The following is a 23,513-nucleotide window of genomic DNA, read 5'->3' as shown; positions in this document are numbered from 1 at the left end:
CCGCGACATCAACGCTGTGCCCAATGCCCCGGTTGTTCCACCACCCCGACGTACTCGGCCAACAACGCCGGCAGGCTGGCCTGCAAAAACGTCACCCACGTGCGCACCTTGGCGTCCAGAAAGCGCCGCGAGGGGTACACCGCGAAGATAGTGCGCTCACGCAGCCGATATTCCGGCAGCAGGCGTAGCAGCGAGCCGTCCTGCAAGGCCGGGGCAGCGCTGAAGAACGGCAACAGGCTGATGCCCATGCCCTCTTGCGTCGCCTTGACCATGGCGTCGGCCACGTTGGTCCGGAAGGCGGTGCCGGGGGGAACGCTGAGGTCTCCCGCCTCGCCCTGGAAGCGCCACTCATCTTCCTGAAAATCCTGCAGGTGCAGGCGCCGGTGTTGCAGCAGTTGCCCGGGATGGTCAGGCACGCCATGGTTTGCCAGGTAACGGGGCGCCGCGCACGTCACGCTGAACAGCTGGCCGATGGTCTGGCTGACGAGGGCCGAATCCGGCAGCGCATGGGCGATGGAGATCACCACATCATGCCCCTCCTCGAGCGGATCAGGGGTGTGCTGGGACAAGCTCAGCTCCATCGACACCTGCGGGTGAAGCTCGCTGTAGCGTGCGATCAGCGGGGTGATCAACACGCCCAGCCCGCTCATGCAGTGCACGCGCAGGCGTCCGCGCGGGTTGAGGTGGGCGCCGCTGGCTTCGGCGCTGGCGTCCCGGATGTCGTCGAGGATGCCGCGACAGCGCAGCAGGAAACGCTCGCCCGACTCGGTCAGGCTCAGGCGTCGGGTGGTGCGCTGCAGCAGGCGCGTCTGCAGGTGCTGCTCCAGGTCGGCGATCAACCGTGAGACGTGCGCGCCGGAGAGGCTCAACACCTCTGCCGCCGCCGCGAAGCTGCCGCTGTCGACCACCTGCACAAACACCCGCATGCCATTGAACACGTCCATCAGCGTCGGGCCTTGATTGCTACGCAATACGTACGGGTCATTTACCGGTTCCTGTCTTTAATACGGCGCTGCAGCCACTACACTGGAGCCTGTTGATAGAGGACGACACCATGAAAATTCGATTGCTCGGCGTTGCTTTGCTGCTCACCGCCACCGGCGCTTTCGCCGCCGGCGGCAATGACAGCCAGGGGCTGGATATCCAGCAGATTGTTTCCGTCACGGCGGTGCCCGGCAGTTGCCAGGTCGAGCCCGCGACCCTGGTGTATGTCGACAGCCAGGGCGTCAGCCACACGCTCAACTACAGCGTGATGGGCACCTGCCAGGGCGGCGTCTAGAGCAGCTTCCAGGTGTAACTGAGGATCAGCCGGTTCTCATCGATGTCGCTGCGGTAGTTGGAGCGCGCCATCACATTGCGGATGCGGATGCCCAGGCCGCTCAGCACGCCACTTTGCACGGCGTACCCGATGTCGAGGTCGCGCTCGCGGTCCTTGCCCTCGTAGCCGGCACCGGTCTTCACGTTGTCGCCGGTGATGTAGCGCACGGTGGTGGTCAGTCCCGGCAGGCCCAGCGCGGCAAAATCGTAGTCATAGCGCACTTGCCACGAGCGCTCGTCGGTGTAGGCGAACTCATAGGTGGGCACCTCGTTGCCCAGCGGGCTGATGTTGGCGAAGACGCGCGGAAAAGCGCTGTCGCCGTACATCGCTTGGTAACCCACATAGACCGTGTGCGCGCCACGCTTGGCCGACAACAGCGAGAAAAACGCCTGGTTGTCGATCTTGCCGAGCAACCGGTCGCCGTCTTCGCGTGCGGTGTAGTAGCCAAGATTGGCGCCCAGTACCCAGGTGCCAAGCGGCTGGCTGTGCTTGAGGCCGATGAAATCCTGGGCGTAGATGTCCTTCAACTGCCCGTGCCAATAACTGACGCTGGTGCGCTTGCTGTTGAAGGCATAGTCGCCGCCCACGTAGTTGAAGGCATCACTCTCGGCCCCGCGCTGCGGTACATGGCCGAGCATGGCGATCATCTTTTCGTCACCCGCCTCGTTGCGCAGGCTTGTGGTGCTCAAGTGCCCGGCCTGCAACACCAGGCCGTTGATCTCGCTGGAGCTGATGCCCACACCCTGGTAACTCGGGGGCAGCAGGCGGATGTCGCTGAAGGCCAGCACTGGCAGGTTGGGCTGCAGCTCGCCGACCTTCAATTCGGTGTTGGACAGCCGCGCCTTGAAGGTCAGCCCCAGGCGGCTGTACTCGTCGGCGGCGCGGCCATCGTCCTTGACCGGCAGCAAGCCGGTATTGACCCGGTCCGGGCTGCTGTCGAGCTTGAGGCCCAGGGTGCCCAGCGCATCCAGGCCGAAGCCCACGGGGCCTGGGGTGTAGCCGGACTTGTAAGTGAGGATGAAGCCCTGGCCCCACTCCTCGGCCCGCGATTGCCGATTGGCCCCGACGATGTCGGAGAAGTCGCGGCTGAAGTAATAGTTGCGGGCCTGCAGGGTGGCCGTCGAGTCCTTGAGAAAACCACCCTCGTCAGCCGTCGCCGCAAGGGGCACGCCCAACAGGGCGAGCCAGATACGTTGTGTGTGCATGTCGTTGCTCTTCGTTATTGTTGTTATCGACGGTTCGGCAGGTCACAGCGCCTGGGCGGTCGGCAAGACGACACGGGTGCGCCGCTCATTCAGGGCAAACACGGTCATCGCCAATGCGGCGATGGCACCGGGAATCGCAAAGGCCATGAAGTTCAGCTGCAGCGGCAGTTCAATCGCCATCAGCGCACCGCCCAGCAGCGGGCCGACGATGGCACCATTGCGGCCGATGCCGGACGCCCAGCCCAGGCCGGTCGCGCGGATAGACAAGCCATACAATTGCGCCGCCCCGGCATACAGCAGGATTTGCGTGCCGATGGTGGTCGCGCCCGCGATGAAGATCAGCAGGTAGAGCACCGGCATCGGGCTGTTGATGCCCAGCAGGCTGATCGAGAAGACCCCGGCGATAAAGAAGCCGATGGTCACGGTCACCAGGTTGAGGCGATCACCCAGGCGCCCGCCGATCAACGCGCCCGCCATGCCGCCCAGGTTCAGCGCCACCAGGAACGACAGGCTCGACCCGAGGCTGTAGCCGGCGCCGGCCATCAGTTTGGGCAGCCATGAACTCAGCGCATAGACCATCAGCAGGCAGCAGAAAAACGCGGTCCAGATCATTGCCGTGCGCACCGCCAGGCCGTGGCGGAACAACTCCACCACCGAGGCGCCCTTGCCCTTGATGTCCGCGATGACCAACTCGTCGTCGGCATTGATCGGCGTGCCCGGCGACAGCCGCGCGAGCAGTGCCCGTGCCTGGTCCGTGCGGCCCTGGCGGATCAGGAAACCAATCGATTCCGGCAGCCAGTACACCACCAACGGCAGCAACAGCAGCGGGATGACGGCGACAAAAAACATCGACGACCAGCCATAGGCCGGCAGCATGAAAATCCCCACGCTCGCCGCGAGCATGCCGCCCAGGGAGTAGCCGCTGAACATGAAGGCCATCAAGGTACTGCGGACTTTTTTCGGTGCATATTCGTTGATCAGCGCGGCGGCATTGGGCATCAACCCGCCACAACCGAGCCCGGCGATAAACCGGCAGATCCCGAACTCGGTCGGGCTGCTGGCGAAGCCGTTGATCACAGTGGCGATGCTGAACAACGCAAAGCAGAACACGATGCCTTTCTTGCGGCCGAAGCGGTCCGCCAGGGTGCCGAAGATCAACGCGCCGAACATCATGCCGAACAGCGCATAGCTGCCCAGGGCGCCGGCCTGCAAGGGGGTGAGCCCCCACTCACGCATGATCGACGGCAGGACCACACCGTAGATAAACAGGTCATAGCCGTCAAAGATCAACAGCACCGCACACAGGCTCACGATCAGCCAGTGAAAGCGGTTGAACGGGGCATTATCAATTATCGAATGGACATCATGGGTACGCATGGCAGTGCTCTCTTTATTGTTGTTGTGAGTCAATGTCTGCAGGTGGAACACGCAGGTGAAAGCGGGCAGTCAGCCGAGGTCGCCACCCCCTACCGGCAGGGTTACGCCGGTGATGTAGGACGCCTCGTCGGAGGCCAGGAACAGAATCGCGCCAGCCTGTTCGTCGATGCTGCCGTAGCGCTTCATCGGGCTGCTGTCGAGGGTCTGGTCGACGATCTGCTGATACCACAGGCGTTCCTGCTCGCTCTGTGGCTGGCTGTTGCGCGGGATACGCCGTGGTGGCGCCTCGGTGCCGCCGGGCGCGGTGGCATTGACGCGGATGCCGCTGCCGGCGGTTTCCAGGGCCAGGCAGGCAGTCAGTGCATTCACGCCGCCCTTGGCCGCGCCGTACGGCACGCGATTGAGCCCACGGGTGGCCACCGAAGACACATTGACGATGGCGCCGCTGCCCTGCGCCAACATGTAGGGCAGCACGCAATGGCAGCACCACAGCGTCGGGAACAATGAACGGCGCACTTCGGCTTCGATTTCGCTCTCGGCGTAGTGCTCGAACGGCTTGGCCCAAATGGTCCCGCCGACGTTGTTGACGAGAATGTCGAGGCGCCCGAACCGTGCATTGGCGGCGGCCATCACCCGCGCGCATTCGGCGTGCTGTTCGAGGTCGGCGGTGAGCAGCAGCGCGCGCTCATGTTGCAACTCATGCACGAGTTCCGAGCGATCCACCGCCACCAGCCAGGCGCCCTCCTCCAGCAACCGCTCGGCAACACGGCGGCCAATGCCCTGGGCCGCGCCGGTGACCAGCGCGACTTTGTCAGTGAAACGTGAAGTCATGCGTATGTCCTCAGGCGGCATCGCAGCTGGCGCTGACGTTGGGGGTGAATTTTTCGTAGTGGAAGCTCGCAGGGCTCACGCCCTGCGTCTTGAAGTGCTGGCGCACGGCATCAACCATCGGCGGCGGCCCGCACAGGTACACGTCGACATCACCGTCGTTGAGCACTTCACTGGCCATGTGCTGGGTGACATAACCCTGGCGTGGATGCGCGGTCTGCGGGTCGGCCACGCAGGTGATGAAGTTGAAGCTCGGCAGCCGTGCGGCAAACGCCTGCAGTGCCTCGACCATGACGAGATCCTGGTCGCGTGTGACCCCGTAGATCAGTGTGATCGGGCGGGTTTCCTGGCGCTGCGCAAGCACTTCGAGCATCGACAGGAACGGCGCCAGGCCGGTGCCGCCGGCCAGCAACAGCAACGGCCGCGCCACTTCGCGCAGGTAGAAACTGCCCAGCGGGCCGGTCATGGTCACGCTGTCGCCCGGTTGCGCGCGCTGCAGCCAGCCGCTCATCAAGCCGCCCGGGACGTGCTTGATCAGAAAACTCGCGCCGGTCTCACCGGGGCGGCTGCTGAACGAATACGCACGCGTCTGGCCGCTGTCGGGCACGCCGATGTTCACGTACTGGCCGGGCAGGAACACCGGGGCCTGGTCCAGTTCGAAACGCACCTCCAGCGCCGCATCGGCGTGGCGGGTAATGCCGGTCAGCGTCGCGGCAAATGCGGTGGTGCCGGTCTTGCAGGCGCTGGACGGCAGCGGCACGGCAATCACGCAATCGGACTGCGGCACCATCTGGCAGGTCAGCACCTGGCGCTGTTGCGCCTCGTCTTCGCTCAGGGCGTCGTCGATGTAGTCGTCGCCCAAGTCATAGGCACCGGTTTCGCAGTGGCATTTACAGGTGCCGCACACGCCGTCCGAGCAGTCCATGGGCAGGTTGATGCGTTGGCGGAAGGCAGCATCGAGCACCTTCTCACCCGCCTTGCAGTCGATGAAACGCGTGACCCCATCTTCGAAGTTCAGGGCAATGGCATACGTCATGGCGGTGTCCTCAGATGTGGTAGATGTCGATGACCTGGTGGATGTAATCGTTTTTCAGCACGACTTTCTTGCGTGTGATCAACGGCTGCTCGGCGCGGGTATCGAGGTGGTAGAACGAGGTGCCGAAGTAACTGTCGGTGGTCTTGTAGCGATGGCTGAGGGTGTGCCAGTTGAAGCGCAGTTCGACCTGCGCGCCGTCGTCGGCCAGCACTTCGAGGTTGCTGAGCAGGTGCACGGTGCGCGGTTCCGGTGTACTGGCGCTGGAGCGCTCGGTCTTGATCCGGAAGATGCGGTCTTCGAGGCCGTCACGGCTGGGGTAGTAGATCAGCGAGATCTCGCGCTGCGGGTCTTCGACGAGGGTGTCGTGGTCGTCCCAGGCCGGCATCCAGAACTCCGCCTTGGGTGAATAGCACGCCAGCCATTCATCCCACTGGCGGTCATCGAGCAAGCGCGCTTCGCGGTAGAGAAAGTCGAGCAGGCGGTCACGGGACAGGCTCATCACACCGCCTCCCGGTCGCTGGCAATCAGGCCTTGCTGCTCACGTTCGATCGCGCGCTGCAGGCTCGCGGCCCAATGCGCGTGCTGGCGCACGAACAGCCCTTCGTCTTCGGTTTTGACCCCGCTGAGTTGCGGGTGGATGCCCATGGCCCTGGCGTTTTCATCGGCGCCTTCGACCCATTGCTTGGCGCCACGGCTGAGGTCGTTCCACAAGGTGCTCGCGCCCTGGTAGCCGGTCTGGCAGGCGCGGAATTCCTCCAGGTCGTCCGGTGTGCCCATGCCGCTGACGTTGAAGAAATCTTCGTACTGGCGGATACGCGTGGCGCGCTCCTGGGCACTTTCGCCGATGGGCGCCATGCAATAAATCGTCACTTCGGTCTTGTCCACCGCGAGCGGCCGCACCACCCGGATCTGCGTCGAGAACTGGTCCATCAGGTACACATTCGGGTAGAGGCACAGGTTGCGGGTCTGGTCGACGATAAAGTCGGCACGCGCCTGGCCGAGGCGTTCGGCCAGCGCCTCGCGATGGGCATGCACCGGGCGCACGTCCGGGTTGAGCAGGCGTGTCCACAGCAGGATATGCCCGTGATCGAAGGCGTAGACGCCGCCGAGGCTTTTCGACCAGCCATTGGCGTCGACGGTGCGTGTGCCCTCGGCCTCGTAGTTGCGCCGGCCCATGGTCGCCGAGTAATTCCAGTGCACCGAACTGACGTGGTAACCGTCGGCGCCGTTCTCGATCTGCAGTTTCCAGTTGCCGTCATAGACATACGTCGAACTGCCGCGCAGCACCTCCAGGCCCAAGGGCGCCTGGTCGACCATCTGGTCGATGATCACGCGGGTTTCGCCGAGGTAGTCGCTCAGTTCAGGCACGTCCTCGCCGAGGCTGCCGAACAGAAAGCCGCGATAGTTTTCAAACCGCGCCAGGCGCTTGAGGTCATGCGAGCCGTCACAGTCAAAGCTGTCGGGGTAGGCCCCGGTCTTGGCGTCCTTGACCTTGAGCAGCTTGCCCGCATTGCTGAATGTCCAGCCGTGGAACGGGCACGTGAACGAGCCCTTGTTGCCTTGCTTGCGCCGGCACAACATGGCGCCGCGATGCGCACAAGCGTTGACCAGGCCATGCAGGCTGCCGTGCTTGTCGCGGGTGATGACCACCGGCTGGCGCCCGATCCAGGTGGTGAAATAGTCGTTGATCTCGGGCACCTGGCTCTCATGGGCCAAGTAGAGCCAACCGCCTTCGAAGATGTGCTTCATCTCCAGGGCGAACAGGTCAGGGTCGGTAAAAATGTCGCGGCGGCAGCGGAACACGCCGTTGGCGGGATCTTCCTGCACGGACTCGCGCAGTTGTCGGGCGAGTCGGTCGAGTGTACTGGTCATGGGGCAAGCCCTCCGTTGTTCTTGTATCAGGCGCCCTCACCGTACGTGTCCGACATGTTGTCCAATATCCCTTTTCTGCAGATCACTATCCGCCGAGCGCACGCCGCTCAGCGGTGGCGCTTCCAGGTCTGCGAGGGCAGCTCGCCAAAGCGTTGGCGATAAGCCTCGGAGAACCGTCCCAGGTGCGTGAAACCGTGGTCCAGTGCCACCTCGGTCACGCTGCGCGCGCTGCTCAGCTGCAGGCGGGCATGCACCCGTTCAAGCTTGCGCCGCCGTACGTAGTCACGCGGGGACAGGCCGACCTGGCGCTCGAACAGGCTGTACAGCGAGCGCTCGCTGACCTTGGCCACTGCCATCAGTTGTTCGAGGCTGATGTCGTCGGTGAGGTGTTGCTCGACAAACTCACGCACCGCCTCGAAGCCGCCACCCTGTGCAGGCTGGGGGATCACTCGCAGTACATTGCTGCCCAGCAGGGCCAGCAACTTGGTCGCCACGATGCGCTCGTACAGGCTCTGCATATGCGGTTCGGCAGCGTTTTCCGCCTCGTGGCAGATCAGCCCCAGCAGCGGCAGGAACCCACCCATTTCGCTGAGCGCATGGCGCGCGGTCGCAAAGCGGATACCCGGCTGCGGCAGCGCCCATTGCTGCTCCAGGCAAGCGTTTTCGAGCAGGCGTACGGGTAATTTGATGATGAATTTTTCGCAGTCGGCGGAATACGTCAGGTCCACCGGATCATCCGGGTTGATCAGCAGGATCTCGCCAGGCCCGTACACATGCTCCACGCCTCGCGAATGCGAGCGGCAATGCCCGCTCAGCAGGATCTGCAAGTGGTAGATGGTTTCCAGCGCCACCGACGTGACCCGCACCGGCGCGCCGTAACTGATGCGGCACAGGTCCAGGCTGGAAAAAGTGCGGTGGCTGATGCTCGCCTGCGGCCGGCCCTTGGGGGGCAGGCGAATGCAGTGGCTGCCGACATGCTGGTTGACGTAGTCCGACACCGCATAGGCGTCGGCACCCTGGAAAATCTGGCTGCGCTCACTCAATAGCACGGTCATGGTTGCGCCTCTTTTATAGTTATTGGCCTCAGGCTGACGCCTGGTGTTGCGACCGTCCAATATGGATAAGGTCTGAATGAATACCCTGCAGGTATGGTCGACGGATAATACGCATAAGCCCGCGCACCGGCGCACGGGCGGCGAAACGTCTTGATACCTATTGGCCGACTCATGAGATCAGCTCATGAGACCTCGCGGTTTTGCACGACTAATCATCAGGTGCTGCTGCCTCTAAAGTGGGCACCCCCGCTTTGAGGAAATCCCATGAAGGAAGTCACCGTAGTCATAGGCGCCGGCTCGATCGGCCAGGCCATCGCGCGGCGCGTCAGTGCCGGCCAGCACGTCGTGCTTGCCGACCTGCGCCAGGACACCGCCGAGGCGGCAGCAAAAGTCTTGAGTGATGCCGGTTTCGAGGTGACCACCGCCCAGGTGGATGTCGCGTCGCGAGAGTCGGTCGTAGCGCTCGTCGCACTGGCTGCCGGCCTTGGCGAGATCACCAAGGTGATCCATGCCGCCGGTGTGTCACCGTCCCAGGCATCGCCGGCGACCATCCTGCGGGTCGACCTGTACGGCACGGCGCTGGTGCTGGAGCTGTTTGGCGAAGTGATTGCCAAGGGCGGTTCGGCCATCGTCATCGCCTCGCAGTCCGGGCACCGTCTGCCCGCGCTGAGTGCCGAGCAGAACAAGGCGTTGGCGCTGACCGCGACTGAAGCGTTGCTGGCCCTGCCGATGTTGCAGCCTGCGCAAGTGACCGACTCGCTGCACGCCTACCAGCTGTCCAAGCGTGGCAACGCGCTGCGCGTCGCAGCGCAGGCCGTGCGCTGGGGCAAGCGCGGTGCGCGTGTGAACACGATCAGCCCGGGCATTATCTTCACCCCGTTGGCCCGCGATGAGCTAAACGGCCCACGCGGGGATGGTTACCGTCGCATGATCGAATCCAGCGCCGCCAAGCGCGGCGGAACACCCGATGAAGTCGCGGCCGTCGCGGCCTTGTTGATGGGCCCGGAAGGCACCTTCATCACGGGCAGCGACTTCCTCATGGACGGCGGCGTCACCGCGCACTACTGGTACGGCGATGACCAGTGATACCGCGCGGTCTAGCTGACCTTGCGCCCTTCCACCGGGTAACCCGGGTCAGTAAAACCATGGGTCGAGGCATGGCCGGGCACGACCAGGCTGTCGACCAGCGCTTCGTCCTCTGGCCCCAGTTCCAGGCCCAGCGCCTCCAGGTAGCTGTCCCACTGCGCTTCGGTGCGCGGGCCGGCGATCGCTGCGCTGATCAAGCGGTTCTTCAAGACCCAGGCAATTGCGAAGGCCACCGAAGTGGTACCCCGCGCCGCCGCATGCTCGGCAATGGCCTTGGCGATCTTCAACGACTCGGGGCGCCATTCGGTCTGCTGGATCCGTCTGTCACCGCGCCCGGCGCGGGTGTCCGCCGGTGGCGGCGCGTCCACCGCGTATTTGCCGCTGAGCACGCCACGGGCCAGTGGGCTGTAAGGCACGACGCCAATGCCGTAGTGGCCCGCCACCGGCAACTGCTCGACCTCGGCGACACGGTTGACGATGTTGTACAGCGGCTGGCTGACGGTCGGGCGCTGGATGCCCAGCGCGTCGGCGATGCGCACCATCTCGGCGATTTTCCAGCCGTGAAAATTCGACACCCCGTAATAGCGGATCTTGCCTTGGCGAATCAGGTCGTCGATGGCGCGCAGGCCCTCTTCCAGCGGCGCATCGCTCAAGGTGCGGTGGAAATACACGATGTCGATGTAGTCGCTGCCCAGGCGTTTTAGGCTGGCGTCGACCGCCTGCATGATCCACTTGCGCGACTGGCCCTGCTGGTTCGGGCCGGCCTCGGCCGACGCCGGATAACCGAACTTGGTTGCCACCACCCATTGGTCACGCTGGGCGGCAATGGCGCGGCCGACCACGGCTTCGGAGCGCCCGGCGTGATAGGCATCGGCGGTATCGATAAAGTTGACGCCAGCGGCGCCGGCTTTGTCGATGATGCGTTTGGCGCTGGCTTCATCGGCCTCGCCGCCGAACATCATGGCCCCCAGGCACAGGGGCGACACTTTCAAGGCACTGCGGCCCAGGTAACGGTAATTCATGGCTCACCCTCAACGGCGTTGGAAACGTAGACGGATCCTAGGCCAATGCGCATTGATGATTAAGGCGCTAAAGAAGGATACGGCCATGAGCCTGCCTCATGAGTGATCAAGTGATATAGCGCAGCGCCTCCACCACCAGGCTCAACGCCCGCGAAGATTGGCGTCGACTCGGGTAGTAGATGTGCAGGCCGGGAAAAGTCGGAAACCATTCTTCAAGCACCCAGCACAGGCGACCCGCCGCCACGTGCTCTTTGGCCAGGTCTTCGGGCAGGTACGCCACGCCGCAGCCGTCCAGCGCCGCCGCCAGCATCGGGTAGGTGCCGTTGAACGTCAGTTGGCCCTGCACCCGCACCTGCACTTCGCGGTCGCCGCTGGCCAATTCCCATGCATAGCAGCCGCCGTGGGTCGGCAGGCGCAGGTTGATGCAGTTGTGCGCGGCCAGTTCGTCCGGGGTCTGCGGCGCCGGGTGGGCTTGCAGGTAGGCCGGCGACGCGACCATGGCCATGCGCAAGTCGGGGCCGATGCGCACGGCGATCATGTCCTGGGCCACCTGGTTGCCCAGGCGCACGCCGATGTCATAGCGCTCGGCGACGATATCGGTCAGGCCATAGTCGGTGATGATTTCGACCTTGATGTCGGGATAGCGCGGCATGAACGCTGACAGGCGCGGCCACAGCAGCGCATTCGCAGCGTAGTCGGTGGCCGAGATACGCACCGTGCCGCGCGGCGAATCGCGCAGTTCGAGGACTTCGGCCAGGTCCGACTCGATCTCGTCAAAGCGTGGCGCCAACTTGTTGTACAGCTGCTCGCCGGCCTCGGTCGGCGCCACGCTGCGGGTCGTTCGCGTCAGCAGGCGCACGCCCAGTCGGGCTTCGAGCGCCCGCACGGTATGGCTCAGGGCTGATTGCGAAACGCCCAGCTGAGCGGCCGCACGGGTGAAGCTGCGTTCACGCGCGACCGCCACAAAAGCCAACAGGTCGCCGTAGCCTTCGCGTGCCATTGATGAACCTCATTCATAGGGTGATGACGGTGCAGCGTATCGCAGATCAATCCGACCTCGCGATGAATTGATGAGCCGGACTCATAAGCGCATGCCGGTTATGCGGCTTAATCAATGCAAGCCAGCTGCCTACCATGGGGCTCACCTGCTTAAGGAGCGCCCGATGAAACTGTTGACCGCCACCACCTTCGCCACCCTGCTCTGCGCGGCTGTCGTAGATGCCGATCAAGCCCAGCCGCGTCCGGACCCAAAGCCCTCCTCTGCGGTGCTGGAAGTCACGCCGCAACTGTATGCCTACACCACCGAGCTGTTATTCGGTGAGGTGTGGAAACGTACCGAGCTGGCCCCGCGTGATCGCAGCCTGATCACCGTGTCGGCGCTGATCGCCAACGGGCAGGTGTCGGCACTCGCGGACCACCTCAAGCTGGGCCTCGACAATGGCCTCACCCCCAGCGAGATCAGCGCGCTGATCACGCACCTGGCGTTCTATTCAGGCTGGCCGAACGCGATGTCCGCTGCCGCAGTCGCCAAGCAGGTGTTCATTGAACGAAACATCCCGGACGAGCAGATCTCCCCACCGGCAGGCGCCGCCCTGACGCTGGACCCCGACAGTGAAGCCAAGCGCCGCGCCGCTGTCGACGCCGGTGTCGGCGGTGTGGCCCCGCAGCTCGCGCGCTACACCAATGAAGTGTTGTTCGCGGACCTGTGGCGCCAAAGCACTCTCAGCGCCCGCGACCGCAGCCTGGTCACCGTCGCCGCGTTGATCGCCCAGGGCCAGGCGGCGCAACTGCCCTTCCACCTCAACCGCGCGCTGGACAACGGCCTGAGCCAGGCCCAGGCCGCCGAGGGGGTGACGCACCTGGCGTTCTACGTGGGCTGGCCGAAGGCGATGTCGGCGGTGCCGGTACTCAAGGAGGTCTTCGCCGCCCGGGGGCAAGGTTGACGCACACGACATAATAAAAATAGATGATCTTATTAATTCATAAGATAACAATGTCTAATAATTAGCTTATTCCAAAAAAGACTTTCACTCAGGTTTTTTATAGGAATATCTTCGTATCACAGACCGACCCCATGCCTGGCGGAGGACGTACCCCGACCACCAGGAGCCTCCCGCAGGCTGAATGGATCCTTCTCGATATGCCAGATATTCAATTCCCTAAACCGCTGAAAAAACTCCATTGGTCATTGGTGACCAGCTCCCTGCTGCTGGCCACCGCGCCCTCCTTCGCCGACACCACCAAGGAGGATGCCAAGCTCGGCACCGTCACGGTGATCTCCACCGGCCTGCGTGGCCAGGAGCGCACCGTGGCCGACAGCCCGGCGCCGATTGATGTGATCAACAGCGACCAGTTGCTCAAGACCGGTCGCGCCGAGTTGTCCGAGGCCATCGCCAAGCTGCTGCCGTCGTTCAACTTCGGCACCAATATCGCCGGCTACAACTCGGTGACGCGCCCCCTGAGCAACCGCAGCCTCGGCCCGGCCTACACGCTGGTGCTGGTCAACGGCAAACGTCGGCACAACGGTGCCACCGGCCAGCGCGGTTCGATCGACAACAGCGGCGCGAATGCGGTGGACATCGACCTGATCCCGGTCAGCGCGGTGGACCATATCGAGGTACTCAAAGACAGCGCTGCCGCGCAGTACGGCTCGGACGCGGTAGCCGGCGTGATCAATATCATCCTCAAGTCCACCAACAACGGCGGGCACCTGGAAACCAGTTACGGGCAGCTGTATTCGGGCCAGGGCGAAACCATCAAGGTCGCCGGCGACCAGGGCTTCAAGCTCGGTGATGGCGGGTTTTTCCACTTCTCGGCAGATGCGCGCAAACGCGGTGAAGCCTCATGGAACGACAAGGCCGACAACAGCGTGCGCGCATTTGCCGACCCGGCAAAAGAAGCGGCGTGGGATCGCGTGGCGATCAAGAACGGCGACCCCGATCTCAAGGCCTTCAACCTCGCCTACAACGCCGAGTTGCCACTCGAAGACCTGACCCTGTATTCGTTCTCCACCTACGGCGAGCGCGATGCCGAGGCTGCCAACTATTTCCGCCTGCCAACCGGCACGGCCGCCGTGCCCGAGGTGTTCCCCGACGGTTATTTCCCACTCAACAACATCAAGGACCGTGACTACCAGCTGCTGTTCGGCGGCAAGGGCCAGGTGGCCGACTGGAACTGGGACCTGAGCACCACCTACGGGCGCAACAACGTCCACCATTCCAGCGACCTCAATATCAACCCGTCGCTGGGCACCGCCTCGCCGACCAAATTCGACAACCTTGCCACCTTCCGCTTCGAGCAATGGGTCAACAACCTCGACTTCACGCGCCGCTATGACAGCCTGTTCAACCTGACGTCGCCGGTGCAAGTCTCGGCCGGCCTGGAACACCGCTGGGAGCATTTCAGTACCTTTGCCGGCGACCGCGAAGCCTACATCACCGGGACTTACCCGGCGGCCTCTGGCGCGCAAGCGGCGGTGACGATCCGTCCTGAAGATGAAGTCAGCCTGATCCGCAACAACTACGCCGGCTACCTGGACCTGGGTTTTGACCTGACCGAGCGCTGGTTCCTCGACCTCGCCGGTCGGGTCGAGCACTACGACGATGACTCGGGCAACACCTTCGGCCTGAAGCTCAACTCACGCTACGAACTGACCGACACCGTGGCGGTACGCGGCACGGTTGGCACCGGTTTCCGCGCGCCGTCGCTGACGCAGATCGGCTATACCGTGGCCGACAACCGCGTGGCGACCGATGTGAACGGCAACGTGGTGCCCGCCGTGACGCGCCTGACGCCGTCCGGCAGCAACCTGGCCAAGGCGCTGGGGGGCGATGATCTCAAGCCGGAAAAATCGCGCAACCTCGGCCTCGGCCTGACCTGGCAACCGGCGCCGCGCACCAGCATTACCGCCGACGCCTACCTGATCGACATCGATGACCGCATCGCACTGACCAGCAACATCTACGACCGTGGCAACGGCGCGATCAACGCGATCCTCGCCGCACAAGGTGTGCCCACCGGCACCTGGGTCAACTACTACACCAACGCGTTCGACACCCGTACCAAAGGCCTGGATGTGGTGGCTGACCACACCACACCGCTGGATGCCTGGGGCGACGTGCGCTGGAGCCTGGGCTTCAACTGGAACAAGACCACCATCGAAGGCACCCCGGACACGCCGGCGGCGCTGGCCAATTCCGGCGTGACCCTGGTCGGCCGTGATCGCCAGGGCGACCTCACCGATGCCACGCCCAAGACCAAGTGGATCCTGGGCGCCAACTGGAAGGTCGATGACCTCGCGGTCAACCTGCAAACCGCCCGCTATGGCGCGGTCAAGACCCTGGCAGTCAACCCCACCGGCGACCGCAGCTTCGGCGCCAAATGGATCACCGACCTGGACGTCAGCTACACCTTCGTCGACAGCATCACCGTCAGCATCGGCGGCACCAATATCTTCGACGTGCGCCCGGACAAGCATGCCGTCTACAGCAACCTGGGCCTGGCGCCCTACGGCAACCCGCCGTTCTACCCCGGCGGTGGCTACTGGTACACCAAGCTCGCCTACGACTTCTGATCCACACCTTGCATGCACACGCATCGCCACATGAGGGCAACCCATTGAATACCTCCAACTTGATGAGCCGTCTGCTGGCCCCGTGCGCCCTGGCGCTGAGCCTCGCCGCCTGCTCGCCCGGGAATGACACCCAGGCGGGCAAAACCCTGAACATTGCGTTCTTCGGCGATAACACCACCCTGGTCAGCGTCGATCCATTCCAGGTCTACTGGCTGGAACACCGCGTGCTGCTGCGCAATGTCGCCGAGTCCCTCACCGACCAGGAACCGGAAACCGGCAAGATCATCCCCTGGCTGGCCAAAAGCTGGGAGATCAGTGACGACGCGCTGACCTACACCTTCCACCTGCGCAATGACGTGACCTTCAGCAACGGCGAGCGCTTCGATGCCAAGGCGGTGAAAACCGCATTCGACAGCGACAAGGCGCTGGCCACCGAGCTGCCGGCCACCTTCGGCGCCACCTACCTCGCCGGGTTCGATCACGCCGAAGTGGTCGATGACTTCACTGTCAAGCTGGTGCTCGCCAAACCCAACGCAGGGTTCCTGCAAGCGACGTCCACCACTAACCTGGCGATCCTCGCGCCCGCCTCCTACGCGCTGACGGCCAAGGAGCGCTCCCTGGGCAAAATCATCGGCACCGGGCCGTTCGTGCTCGCCAGCTACACGCCGGAAGTCGGCGCGCACCTGACCAAACGCAAGGGCTACGCGTGGCCGTCGGCCAATATGAAAAACCCCGGCGAGGCGCACCTGGAGACCGTGGACATCAGCTACATCCCCGAAGAGAGCGTGCGCAACGGCCTGTTCCTGCAGGGCAAGGCCGATATTCTGTGGCCGCGTAATCCGTTCTCGGAAGTCGACCTGAAGCTGTTCCAGTCCAAGGGCGCGACCATCCAGAGCCGTTCGCTGCCGGGCCCGGCACTGAACCTGTACCCCAACACCCGTGGCGAACGCATCCTCGCGGACCAGCACGTGCGCCTGGCCGTGCAGAAGTCCCTGGACCGCAAGAGCTACGCGAGCACGGTCTACAACGCCGAATTCCCGGTGGTCGACGGCATTTTCGATGTGACCACGCCCTACTTCAAAAGCCAGGGCAACAAGCTGGCCTACGACCCGCAGGGCGCCGAGCAACTGCTGGACCAGGCCGGCTGGGCCAAAGGCGCCGATGGCTACCGGCAGAAAAACGGCAAGCGCCTGACCCTGAGCTACAACATCAGCCCGGCCGAAACCGCCGGTGACGTGCTGATCCAGGATCAACTGCGCAAGGTCGGCATCGAGTTGAAACTCAGCGTGGTCACCCGCGCCGAATGGGTCGCCAACAACTCCGCAGGCAACTATGACCTGACGATCAACTACATGACCCGCGCCGACCCGATCATCCTGCAAACCATCCTCGACCCGCGCAGCGCCAACAGCTCGACCGTGGCCACCAACACCTATGAACCGGCAGTCCTGGAAAAGGCCAAGGGCCTGTTCGATGCCGGCATCACCGCGACCCAAGGCCCCCAGCGCGCCGCGGCCTACGGTGACCTGCAGGACCTGCTGATTGATCAAAGCTCGGCGTTCCCGGTGTATGAGCGCGTGTGGCAAGCGGCGACCTCGGCCAAGGTGAAAAACTTCCGCTGGACCGCCGAGGGCTTCGCGCTGCTGGGTGATATCGAGGTCGGCACGCCATGAGCCGCTACCTGATCGGCCGCGTCGGCCAGGCCCTGCTGGTGCTGTGGGGGGCCTACAGCATCACCTATTTCATTTTGTACCTGCTGCCGGGTGACACCCTGTCGATCATGCTCAGTGCCTCGGGCATGGAAGCCGATTCGCTGTCGGTGGCGGACCTGGCCAAGGCGCGCGCCTACTACGGGCTCGACAAGGGCGTGTTCGAGCAATATTTCGACCTGCTGCTGGGCGCGCTGCGCGGCGATTTCGGCCAATCCCTTTCGCTCAACCGCCCGGTAGCCGCGTTGCTTGCCGAGCGCCTGCCGCAGACGTTGTCCCTGGCCGGCCTGGCGATTGTGCTGTCGCTGATCGGCGGGGTGGGCCTGGCCTACCTGACCGCCTACATCCGTTGGCAGCCGTTGAAAAAAGCCCTGGCGCGCCTGCCGTCCCTGGGTTTCTCGGTGCCGGTGTTCTGGATGGGTCTGCTGCTGATCCAGGTGTTCGCGTTCGGCCTGGGCTGGTTCCCCGCCACCGGCAGCCGGGGCGTTGAAAGCCTGGTGCTGCCGGCGATCACCCTGGCGATTCCGAGCGCGGCGGTGTACGCCCAAGTGCTGCAGCGCAGTTTCCAAGGGGTGTGGCAACAGTCGTACATCGTCACCGCCTACGCCAAGGGCCTCACCCGTGGCCAGGTGCAGGCACGGCACGGATTCAAGAACGCCGCCCTGCCGATCCTCACCCTGATCGGCCTGCAAGTGGGCAACACGGTGTCCGGTGCGGTGCTGGTGGAAACCATCTTCGCGCGCTCAGGCATCGGCCGCCTGGCCCAGGAAGCTGTACTGCGCCAGGACATTCCGGTGGTGCTGGCAATTGTCGCCGTCTCGGCGGCGGCGTTTGTACTGGTCAACCTGTTGGTCGACCTGCTCTACCCCTGGCTTGACCCGCGAATCTCCCACACGCCAAAGGTGTCGTAGACCATGACCATCCTCGAGCAGAATCTTGGCCGCAAAACCCTCGCGGCCAGCCCCGTATGGCGTCGGCGCAGCCGCCTGCAGCGTGCACAAGCCAGCGTGTTGCCGTTGTTGCGCCGGCCGGGTTTCAGCCTGGCGGTGCTGATCGTGCTGTTCGCCCTGGTCGCGGCCGTCGCGCCGCACTGGCTGACCCACTTCGACCCTTACGCCACCGCGCCGGCGGTCAAGCTCAGCGCGCCGAACCCGACGCACTGGTTCGGCACCGATGAGCTGGGGCGCGACCTGTATACCCGCGTGGTCTACGGCTCCAGCCTGTCGGTGCTGGCGGCCTTCCTCGCGGTAGGGATCGCGTTGCTGGGCGGGCTGGGCCTGGGGATTGTCTCCGGCTTTGCCGGTGGTCGCATCGACGCAGTGATCATGCGCTTTGTCGACGTACTGTTGGCCCTGCCGGGGCTGTTGCTGGCGTTGGCGATCGTCACTGCGATCGGCTTCGGCACGGTGCCGGTGGCCATCGCGGTAGGCGTGGGGATTATCCCCGGCTTCGCCCGTACGACCCGCGCCGAGGTGCTGCGGGTCAAGACCCTGCCCTACGTCGAAGCCGCACGCCTGGGCGGCGCCAGTTGGCGGCGTACCTTGCTGCGGCACATCCTGCCCAACGCCTGGGGCCCGGTGGCAGTGTTGGCCACCCTGGATTTCGGCGCGGCCATACTGGCCACCGCCGGCTTGAGCTTTCTCGGTTTCGGCGCCGCACCACCTGCGGCGGAATGGGGCACGCTGATCGCCAACGGCCGGCACTTCCTGATCACCGCACCGTGGGTCTCGCTGCTACCCGGCCTGTTCCTGGTCGCGGTGGTGTTCAGCCTTAACCATATCGCCCGCACCTTCGAGGAGATCCAGCGATGAGCGCCCTTCACCCGTTAGTCGATGTGCGCCAACTGAGTGTCAGCTACCGACACGGCCAGACGGCGGTCAATCGCCTGTCGCTGAGCCTCGCCCAAGGCGAGACACTGGCGATTGTCGGCGAGTCCGGCTCGGGCAAGACCACCCTGGCCAATGCAATCCTCGGCCTGTTGCCGGACAACGCGCAGATCAGCGCCGGCGAACTGTGGATCGACGGCACCGATCTCACCCACGCCAACGAGCGCCAGAAACGCCACCTGCGCGGGCGTACCATCGGCCTGGTGCCCCAGGACCCGATGGTCAGCCTCAACCCGACCCTGCGCGTCGGCCGGCAGATCGGCGAAGCGCTGGTGTTGGCCAAGGGCAAGCGCTACCCCGGGGTTGACGCCGACATCGTCGAGTTGCTGCAACAGGTCGGTATCGACAAGCCGGTGCTGCGCGCACGCCAGTATCCCCATGAGCTTTCCGGCGGCATGCGCCAGCGCGTGCTGATTGCCATCGCCCTGGCCGGCAACCCGCGGCTGATCATCGCCGACGAGCCGACCAGTGCCCTCGACGTCACCGTGCAGCGCAAAATCCTCGACCACTTGCAGCGCCTGGTCAGTGAGCGCGGGATTTCGCTGCTGATCATCACCCATGACCTGGGCGTGGCGCTTGACCGCGCCGACCGCATCCTGGTGATGCAACAAGGCGAAGTGGTCGAGCAAGGCCCACCCCGGCAGATCCTCGTCGCCCCCCAGCACGACTACACCCGCGCGCTGATCGCCGCAGCGCCGGCGTTCGCCAGGCGCCGTGAGCCGCCTATCCATATTGATCCCACCCGGCAGCCGATCCTGCGCCTGCAAAACGTCGGCAAGACGTTCGTGCTGCCCAAGGTCAAAGGCGAAGACCCAGCGTTTGTAGCGCTGGAAGACCTGACCCTGCAGGTCTACCCCGGACAAACCCTGGCCATCGTCGGTGAGTCGGGCTCGGGCAAGAGCACCGCGCTGCGCATCGCCCTGGGGCTGGAGAAGCCCAGCCGTGGCCGGGTCTGGTTCGAGCAACAGGACGTGACCGACCTCAGTTGGCGCGACTTCCGCCCGCTGCGCCAGCGCCTGCAGCTGGTGCAACAAAACCCGTTCGCCGCGCTGGACCCGCGCTTCACCGTGTTCGACAGCATCGTCGAGCCGCTGGTGTCGTTCGGTCTGCTCAAGGGCCCCGCCCTGGAACAGGCCGCGCGCGAGTTGATCAGCCGTGTGCACCTGCCGGTCAGTTACCTCGACCGCCTGCCCCGCGAGCTATCCGGCGGCCAGTGCCAGCGGGTGGCCATTGCCCGGTCGTTGGCGCTGAAACCCGACCTGTTGCTGCTGGATGAGCCGGTCAGCGCGCTGGATGTGTCGGTGCAGGCGCATATCCTCGACCTGCTCGAAGAGCTGCAGCGGGAGATGGGCATTGCCTACGTGCTGGTGTCCCATGACCTGTCGGTGGTGGCCAACTTTGCGCATCAGGTGCTGGTGTTGCGCAACGGCCGGGTGATTGAACAAGGCTCGGTGGAGCAGATTTTCAACACGCCGGCCAGTGACTACACGCGTGAATTGATTGCCGCCATCCCAGGGCGGCAGGTCACGGCGACGGCGGCGTGATCAGCCGCCTGACCGCTCACGCAGCAAACTGACCCTGGGTGTGAGGTTGATCCGCACCCGCTGCCAGTCGACGAATTGAGCCGCCTTGCCGGCCCAGATCGACCTTGCCGTCGGCGGCGCATGCAGGCTCATCTGCGGCGGCATGCGATGGACCCGGCTGGCGCGGGTGAACCAGCAGAGTCTGGTGTAGCGCGGCAGCTCATGAAGTTTGGCCGCGTGCACAGCTACCGGGCAAATCAGCAACAGGTCGCCGAATGCAAACAGCTGGTACGCGTCCACCTGCACGCGTGCGTCGTCGCGCAGGTGTGTGTGCCATTGGAGTGAATCCAGATCGCCCAATTTGACCTGGTCTTCCAGGATGAATCGGGCGGCGTGGTTCTGGCGGATTTCCAACGTGCCCGCGACGATGTAAGTAATGCTCGACATCGGCCCGCGCGCGGACAGCAGGAACAGGACGAAGAACATCACTACCGATGCGGCCACTGTGGATACCCGGCGCAACAGGCTGCCCTTGACCACGAAAAACAACAGCGCCGGGATCAGGCTGAACACAAAGGAACCAATCGAGAACAGCGCGACAAACCTGACCGCCGCGGCATCGTCCTGGCCGACATAGCTGTCCAGGATCAACAGTGTCGGCAATGTCCCGGAGACCACGGTAAACAGCAGCATGATGGCAAGGGGGACGTACACCCACTTCCGATGACCACGGGGCGCCCCTTGCGCGATCAGCACCCGCACCCGCCTGATCCGATTCAGGCCGAACAGCGCCAGCAAGGTCATGCCCGAAACAATCAGCAGGGCCTGCCCGGCGCCGACGGCTTCGTTCCAGTAAAACGCCAATGCCATGAAGGTGGAGAACCCGACCACCAACGGCACCAACAGGCACAACGCGATGCATCGGGTGCTGTCGCGGCGGCTATAAAGCAATGAAACCGACATGCCATACAACCACGCCGACACCATCAGCACCGCCAACTGCAGGGTCATCATGAACATCACGACGAGCACCCACACCAGCAGGGCCTACTTGGCATCCAGCGTGGACATGAAAATATCCGCGCGGCCAATGGCCTTGGTGTAGATGTAAAGGCTGAGCATGCCAAAGCCTGTGCCCAGAAAAATCACCGTCACCGTAAACGGTGTCCAGTGCTCAAGCAGGTGCTTGAACCCTCTGCGAAAAAATACCTGGAACGTTGAAGCGGTCGCTGCGGACATCAGATCTCCTTGAAGTAAACCATCCCGGGGGGGCTGTTTTAATCCACAAAGCGCTGCACCGCAAACAGTCTCGACCTTGCATCCTTGCCGTGGGCCGTCGGCGGCCGAAGCCTTCAAGGCCCAATCAACCGTTGATAGGCTGACGCAGCCCGCATGCCGATATTGCCGGTGGCCTCACCCGCCAGCCGTAACGGCTTGAGCGGCTGCCGGTTGGTAAGCGCGCCACTGGCGGGCACTTGCACGTATCTGCGCATCCAGCGCCTGGCAGTCGGACTCGCTGCCCGGCGGCTGCCCTGGAAGCAGATGCGGCAGTACCAGCTCGATGGACACATCGCCGCTGAAACCGTTGGCCACCAATGCCTGGTACTGGGCGGCGAAGTCGATGTGCCCGGTGCCGATAGCGCCTCGTCCGGAATCCGAGATGTGATAGATCGCGGTGAGGTGCGCGCAGTCACGCAGCGTCTGCACCGGGTCGGGTTCATTGATGTTCATGTGGAAGCTGTCCAGCACCATGCGCAGGTTGTCACTGCCGACCGCGCGGATCAGCTCCCGGCATTGCTGCGCCGTATTGATCAACGGCAATTCAAAATGGTTGCACGGCTCGTACAAGGTGGGCACGCCGCGGCGTTGGGCATAGGCGTCGATGACCTTGCAGCACGCCAGCAGTCGCGCGTACGCCGAGGCAGGATCCGGGCAATTACGTGTCCATAGCGACAGGCCTTGCAAGGTCACGGGCACGTTGCCCAGCTCGGCTGCGAAATCGATGACCTTCCGGTAGTAATCCACGGCCAGGTCCTGCGTGGCGTCGGCGCGGTGCTGCGGCCCGGCTTTGATCGGGTCGACCGCGAGAATCGTGATGCCTGCCCGACGTGACTGCTCGCGCAGGTCTACCGGGCAGGCGTCGCGGTGATCACCTGAGTACTGGATGCCGTCCAGCCCCAGCGCGAGCGCCTTGGCCAGCACCGCTTGCGGCTCGCTGAGCCCGAGTGTCCAGGTCACTACAGCCAGTTTCATAGACATCCCCTCAGCCTTTTGGATGAAACTCGATTGCCAGCCAGATCGCATCCGAATCCGACCAGTAGCGATGCCACGGATAGGTAGGACTGCCCTCGCTATCCACAAGGGTGAAGGGGTCGTGCGTGTAGCCCGGCGCCATGCTGATCTGCCGGTACAGCGTGCTTGCGTCGCGCTCGCGGAATAACTGGATGCGCCCTGCCCCGTGGATCTGGGTATGAATTTCCACAAAAGGGTGTTCATTGTGCAAGTAACAGTCGGTGTTGGTCGGCGCCCACCACAGGTTGAGGCGAATCGTGTACTCGCGTGCATCCACCACCGCCTCGCGCTGATTGGCGAAGGCAAACGGGTCCAGGTGCACGGCGCCAATCTCGTCGTAGCGCGAGATGTACAACGGCGTGGTGCGCGGAAACTTGGCAAAGCGGTTGCCAAACCAGTCCCACTCCCCCAGCACGATGCCGCCCAGGTCGACCTCGCTGCGCACGCGGAACACCGCCATGCGTGCGGCCTCGGCGACCACGGCGTTGAACAGCATGGTGGATTTCCACGCAGGCACCACACTCGGTACCGGGCCGCCGATGCTCATGGGGCGGTGATCGAGGTTGACCACCACGCCCGCCTCGACGGTAAAGTCTTTTACGTTCTCGACCAGGTAACACTCGACGAACTGGTCACTGAATTGCAGCGCTCGCTGTTGATTGAATCGCATCACTTCGCAGGCCCTATCGGTTCTGGAATAAAGCCCCGCGCTCGTCCATGAGCGCAGGGAG

At 63.9% G+C, this 23,513-nt stretch carries 22 protein-coding genes; 8 read left to right on the top strand and 14 right to left on the bottom strand.

Features of this window, described 5'->3' with window-relative positions; translation table 11 throughout:
• Positions 1 to 8: 8 nt before the first annotated feature.
• Positions 9 to 944: a LysR family transcriptional regulator gene (locus QMX97_RS02710; protein WP_282395921.1), complete on the bottom strand. Its 936-nt coding sequence runs from the start codon at positions 942 to 944 to the stop codon at positions 9 to 11.
• Positions 945 to 1,054: 110 nt separating this feature from the next.
• Between QMX97_RS02710 and QMX97_RS02705 the strand changes: the two genes are divergently transcribed.
• Entirely contained in the window at positions 1,055 to 1,279 is a 225-nt protein-coding gene (locus QMX97_RS02705) for a DUF2790 domain-containing protein (RefSeq protein WP_213551460.1), read from the top strand.
• Here QMX97_RS02705 and QMX97_RS02700 read toward each other — a convergent pair.
• From QMX97_RS02700 to QMX97_RS02670, 7 genes are all read right to left on the bottom strand, one after another.
• Positions 1,276 to 2,523 carry an OprD family porin gene (locus QMX97_RS02700; protein WP_213551461.1) on the bottom strand — a complete coding sequence of 416 codons (1,248 nt, stop codon included), beginning with the start codon at positions 2,521 to 2,523 and terminating at the stop codon, positions 1,276 to 1,278. The genes QMX97_RS02705 and QMX97_RS02700 overlap by 4 nt on opposite strands.
• A gap of 42 nt (positions 2,524 to 2,565) precedes the next feature.
• The gene (locus tag QMX97_RS02695) at positions 2,566 to 3,900 is read right to left on the bottom strand and encodes an MFS transporter (RefSeq protein WP_065905069.1); all 1,335 of its coding nucleotides are present in this window, start codon (positions 3,898 to 3,900) and stop codon (positions 2,566 to 2,568) included.
• Positions 3,901 to 3,969: 69 nt separating this feature from the next.
• Positions 3,970 to 4,731 (bottom strand): 1,6-dihydroxycyclohexa-2,4-diene-1-carboxylate dehydrogenase, encoded by a 762-nt coding sequence (locus QMX97_RS02690; RefSeq protein ID WP_213551463.1) that lies wholly within the window; start codon positions 4,729 to 4,731, stop codon positions 3,970 to 3,972.
• A gap of 10 nt (positions 4,732 to 4,741) precedes the next feature.
• Positions 4,742 to 5,764: a benzoate 1,2-dioxygenase electron transfer component BenC gene (benC, locus tag QMX97_RS02685; protein ID WP_282395878.1), complete on the bottom strand. Its 1,023-nt coding sequence runs from the start codon at positions 5,762 to 5,764 to the stop codon at positions 4,742 to 4,744.
• 10 nt (positions 5,765 to 5,774) lie between these two features.
• Positions 5,775 to 6,263 carry a benzoate 1,2-dioxygenase small subunit gene (gene benB / locus QMX97_RS02680; RefSeq protein WP_065905066.1) on the bottom strand — a complete coding sequence of 163 codons (489 nt, stop codon included), beginning with the start codon at positions 6,261 to 6,263 and terminating at the stop codon, positions 5,775 to 5,777.
• Positions 6,263 to 7,636 carry a Rieske 2Fe-2S domain-containing protein gene (locus QMX97_RS02675; RefSeq protein WP_282395874.1) on the bottom strand — a complete coding sequence of 458 codons (1,374 nt, stop codon included), beginning with the start codon at positions 7,634 to 7,636 and terminating at the stop codon, positions 6,263 to 6,265. The genes benB and QMX97_RS02675 overlap by 1 nt, the downstream gene beginning before the upstream one ends.
• A 107-nt stretch (positions 7,637 to 7,743) precedes the next feature.
• The gene (locus QMX97_RS02670) at positions 7,744 to 8,691 is read right to left on the bottom strand and encodes an AraC family transcriptional regulator (RefSeq protein ID WP_282395873.1); all 948 of its coding nucleotides are present in this window, start codon (positions 8,689 to 8,691) and stop codon (positions 7,744 to 7,746) included.
• A gap of 264 nt (positions 8,692 to 8,955) precedes the next feature.
• Here QMX97_RS02670 and QMX97_RS02665 point away from each other — a divergent pair, with 264 nt between their 5' ends.
• The gene (locus QMX97_RS02665; RefSeq protein ID WP_201144334.1) at positions 8,956 to 9,777 is read left to right on the top strand and encodes an SDR family oxidoreductase; all 822 of its coding nucleotides are present in this window, start codon (positions 8,956 to 8,958) and stop codon (positions 9,775 to 9,777) included.
• 11 nt (positions 9,778 to 9,788) lie between these two features.
• On the opposite strand, the gene QMX97_RS02660 is transcribed toward QMX97_RS02665, so the two are convergent.
• Both QMX97_RS02660 and QMX97_RS02655 read right to left on the bottom strand, forming a co-directional pair.
• Positions 9,789 to 10,799 (bottom strand): aldo/keto reductase, encoded by a 1,011-nt coding sequence (locus QMX97_RS02660; protein ID WP_282395871.1) that lies wholly within the window; start codon positions 10,797 to 10,799, stop codon positions 9,789 to 9,791.
• Between the two features lie 106 nt (positions 10,800 to 10,905).
• A complete protein-coding gene (locus QMX97_RS02655) occupies positions 10,906 to 11,799 on the bottom strand; it encodes a LysR family transcriptional regulator (protein WP_282395869.1) in 894 nt (297 codons plus the stop codon).
• A 163-nt stretch (positions 11,800 to 11,962) separates the two neighbouring features.
• On the opposite strand from QMX97_RS02655, the gene QMX97_RS02650 reads away from it, so the two are divergent.
• From QMX97_RS02650 to QMX97_RS02625, 6 genes are all read left to right on the top strand, one after another.
• Positions 11,963 to 12,742 (top strand): carboxymuconolactone decarboxylase family protein, encoded by a 780-nt coding sequence (locus QMX97_RS02650; protein ID WP_282395867.1) that lies wholly within the window; start codon positions 11,963 to 11,965, stop codon positions 12,740 to 12,742.
• 197 nt (positions 12,743 to 12,939) lie between these two features.
• On the top strand, positions 12,940 to 15,372 hold the full coding sequence (locus tag QMX97_RS02645; protein ID WP_282395866.1) for a TonB-dependent receptor: 2,433 nt from the start codon (positions 12,940 to 12,942) through the stop codon (positions 15,370 to 15,372).
• A gap of 62 nt (positions 15,373 to 15,434) precedes the next feature.
• On the top strand, positions 15,435 to 17,045 hold the full coding sequence (locus tag QMX97_RS02640; protein ID WP_282395920.1) for an ABC transporter substrate-binding protein: 1,611 nt from the start codon (positions 15,435 to 15,437) through the stop codon (positions 17,043 to 17,045).
• The gene (locus tag QMX97_RS02635) at positions 17,042 to 17,992 is read left to right on the top strand and encodes an ABC transporter permease (protein WP_201144324.1); all 951 of its coding nucleotides are present in this window, start codon (positions 17,042 to 17,044) and stop codon (positions 17,990 to 17,992) included. The genes QMX97_RS02640 and QMX97_RS02635 overlap by 4 nt, the downstream gene beginning before the upstream one ends.
• Positions 17,993 to 17,995: 3 nt before the next feature.
• Positions 17,996 to 18,892: an ABC transporter permease gene (locus QMX97_RS02630; RefSeq protein WP_065905050.1), complete on the top strand. Its 897-nt coding sequence runs from the start codon at positions 17,996 to 17,998 to the stop codon at positions 18,890 to 18,892.
• Entirely contained in the window at positions 18,889 to 20,511 is a 1,623-nt protein-coding gene (locus QMX97_RS02625) for an ABC transporter ATP-binding protein (RefSeq protein ID WP_282395863.1), read from the top strand. The genes QMX97_RS02630 and QMX97_RS02625 overlap by 4 nt, the downstream gene beginning before the upstream one ends.
• Here QMX97_RS02625 and QMX97_RS02620 read toward each other — a convergent pair whose 3' ends face one another.
• The 4 genes from QMX97_RS02620 to QMX97_RS02605 all read right to left on the bottom strand — a co-directional run bounded on the left by QMX97_RS02620 (position 20,512) and on the right by QMX97_RS02605 (position 23,452).
• Positions 20,512 to 21,528: a hypothetical protein gene (locus QMX97_RS02620; RefSeq protein WP_282395862.1), complete on the bottom strand. Its 1,017-nt coding sequence runs from the start codon at positions 21,526 to 21,528 to the stop codon at positions 20,512 to 20,514.
• 9 nt (positions 21,529 to 21,537) lie between these two features.
• Positions 21,538 to 21,729: a hypothetical protein gene (locus tag QMX97_RS02615; protein WP_282395861.1), complete on the bottom strand. Its 192-nt coding sequence runs from the start codon at positions 21,727 to 21,729 to the stop codon at positions 21,538 to 21,540.
• A 174-nt stretch (positions 21,730 to 21,903) separates the two neighbouring features.
• On the bottom strand, positions 21,904 to 22,743 hold the full coding sequence (locus tag QMX97_RS02610) for a sugar phosphate isomerase/epimerase (RefSeq protein WP_282395860.1): 840 nt from the start codon (positions 22,741 to 22,743) through the stop codon (positions 21,904 to 21,906).
• Between the two features lie 10 nt (positions 22,744 to 22,753).
• Complete coding sequence (locus QMX97_RS02605) at positions 22,754 to 23,452, bottom strand: hypothetical protein (protein ID WP_282395859.1); 699 nt, start codon at positions 23,450 to 23,452, stop codon at positions 22,754 to 22,756.
• Positions 23,453 to 23,513 lie beyond the last annotated feature (61 nt).

The organism is Pseudomonas sp. PS01298, assembly GCF_029959745.1.
Taxonomy (GTDB): domain Bacteria; phylum Pseudomonadota; class Gammaproteobacteria; order Pseudomonadales; family Pseudomonadaceae; genus Aquipseudomonas; species Aquipseudomonas aylmerensis.
Note: the sequence above shows the minus strand (reverse complement) of the source record. Positions and strands in the feature narration are given on the sequence as shown.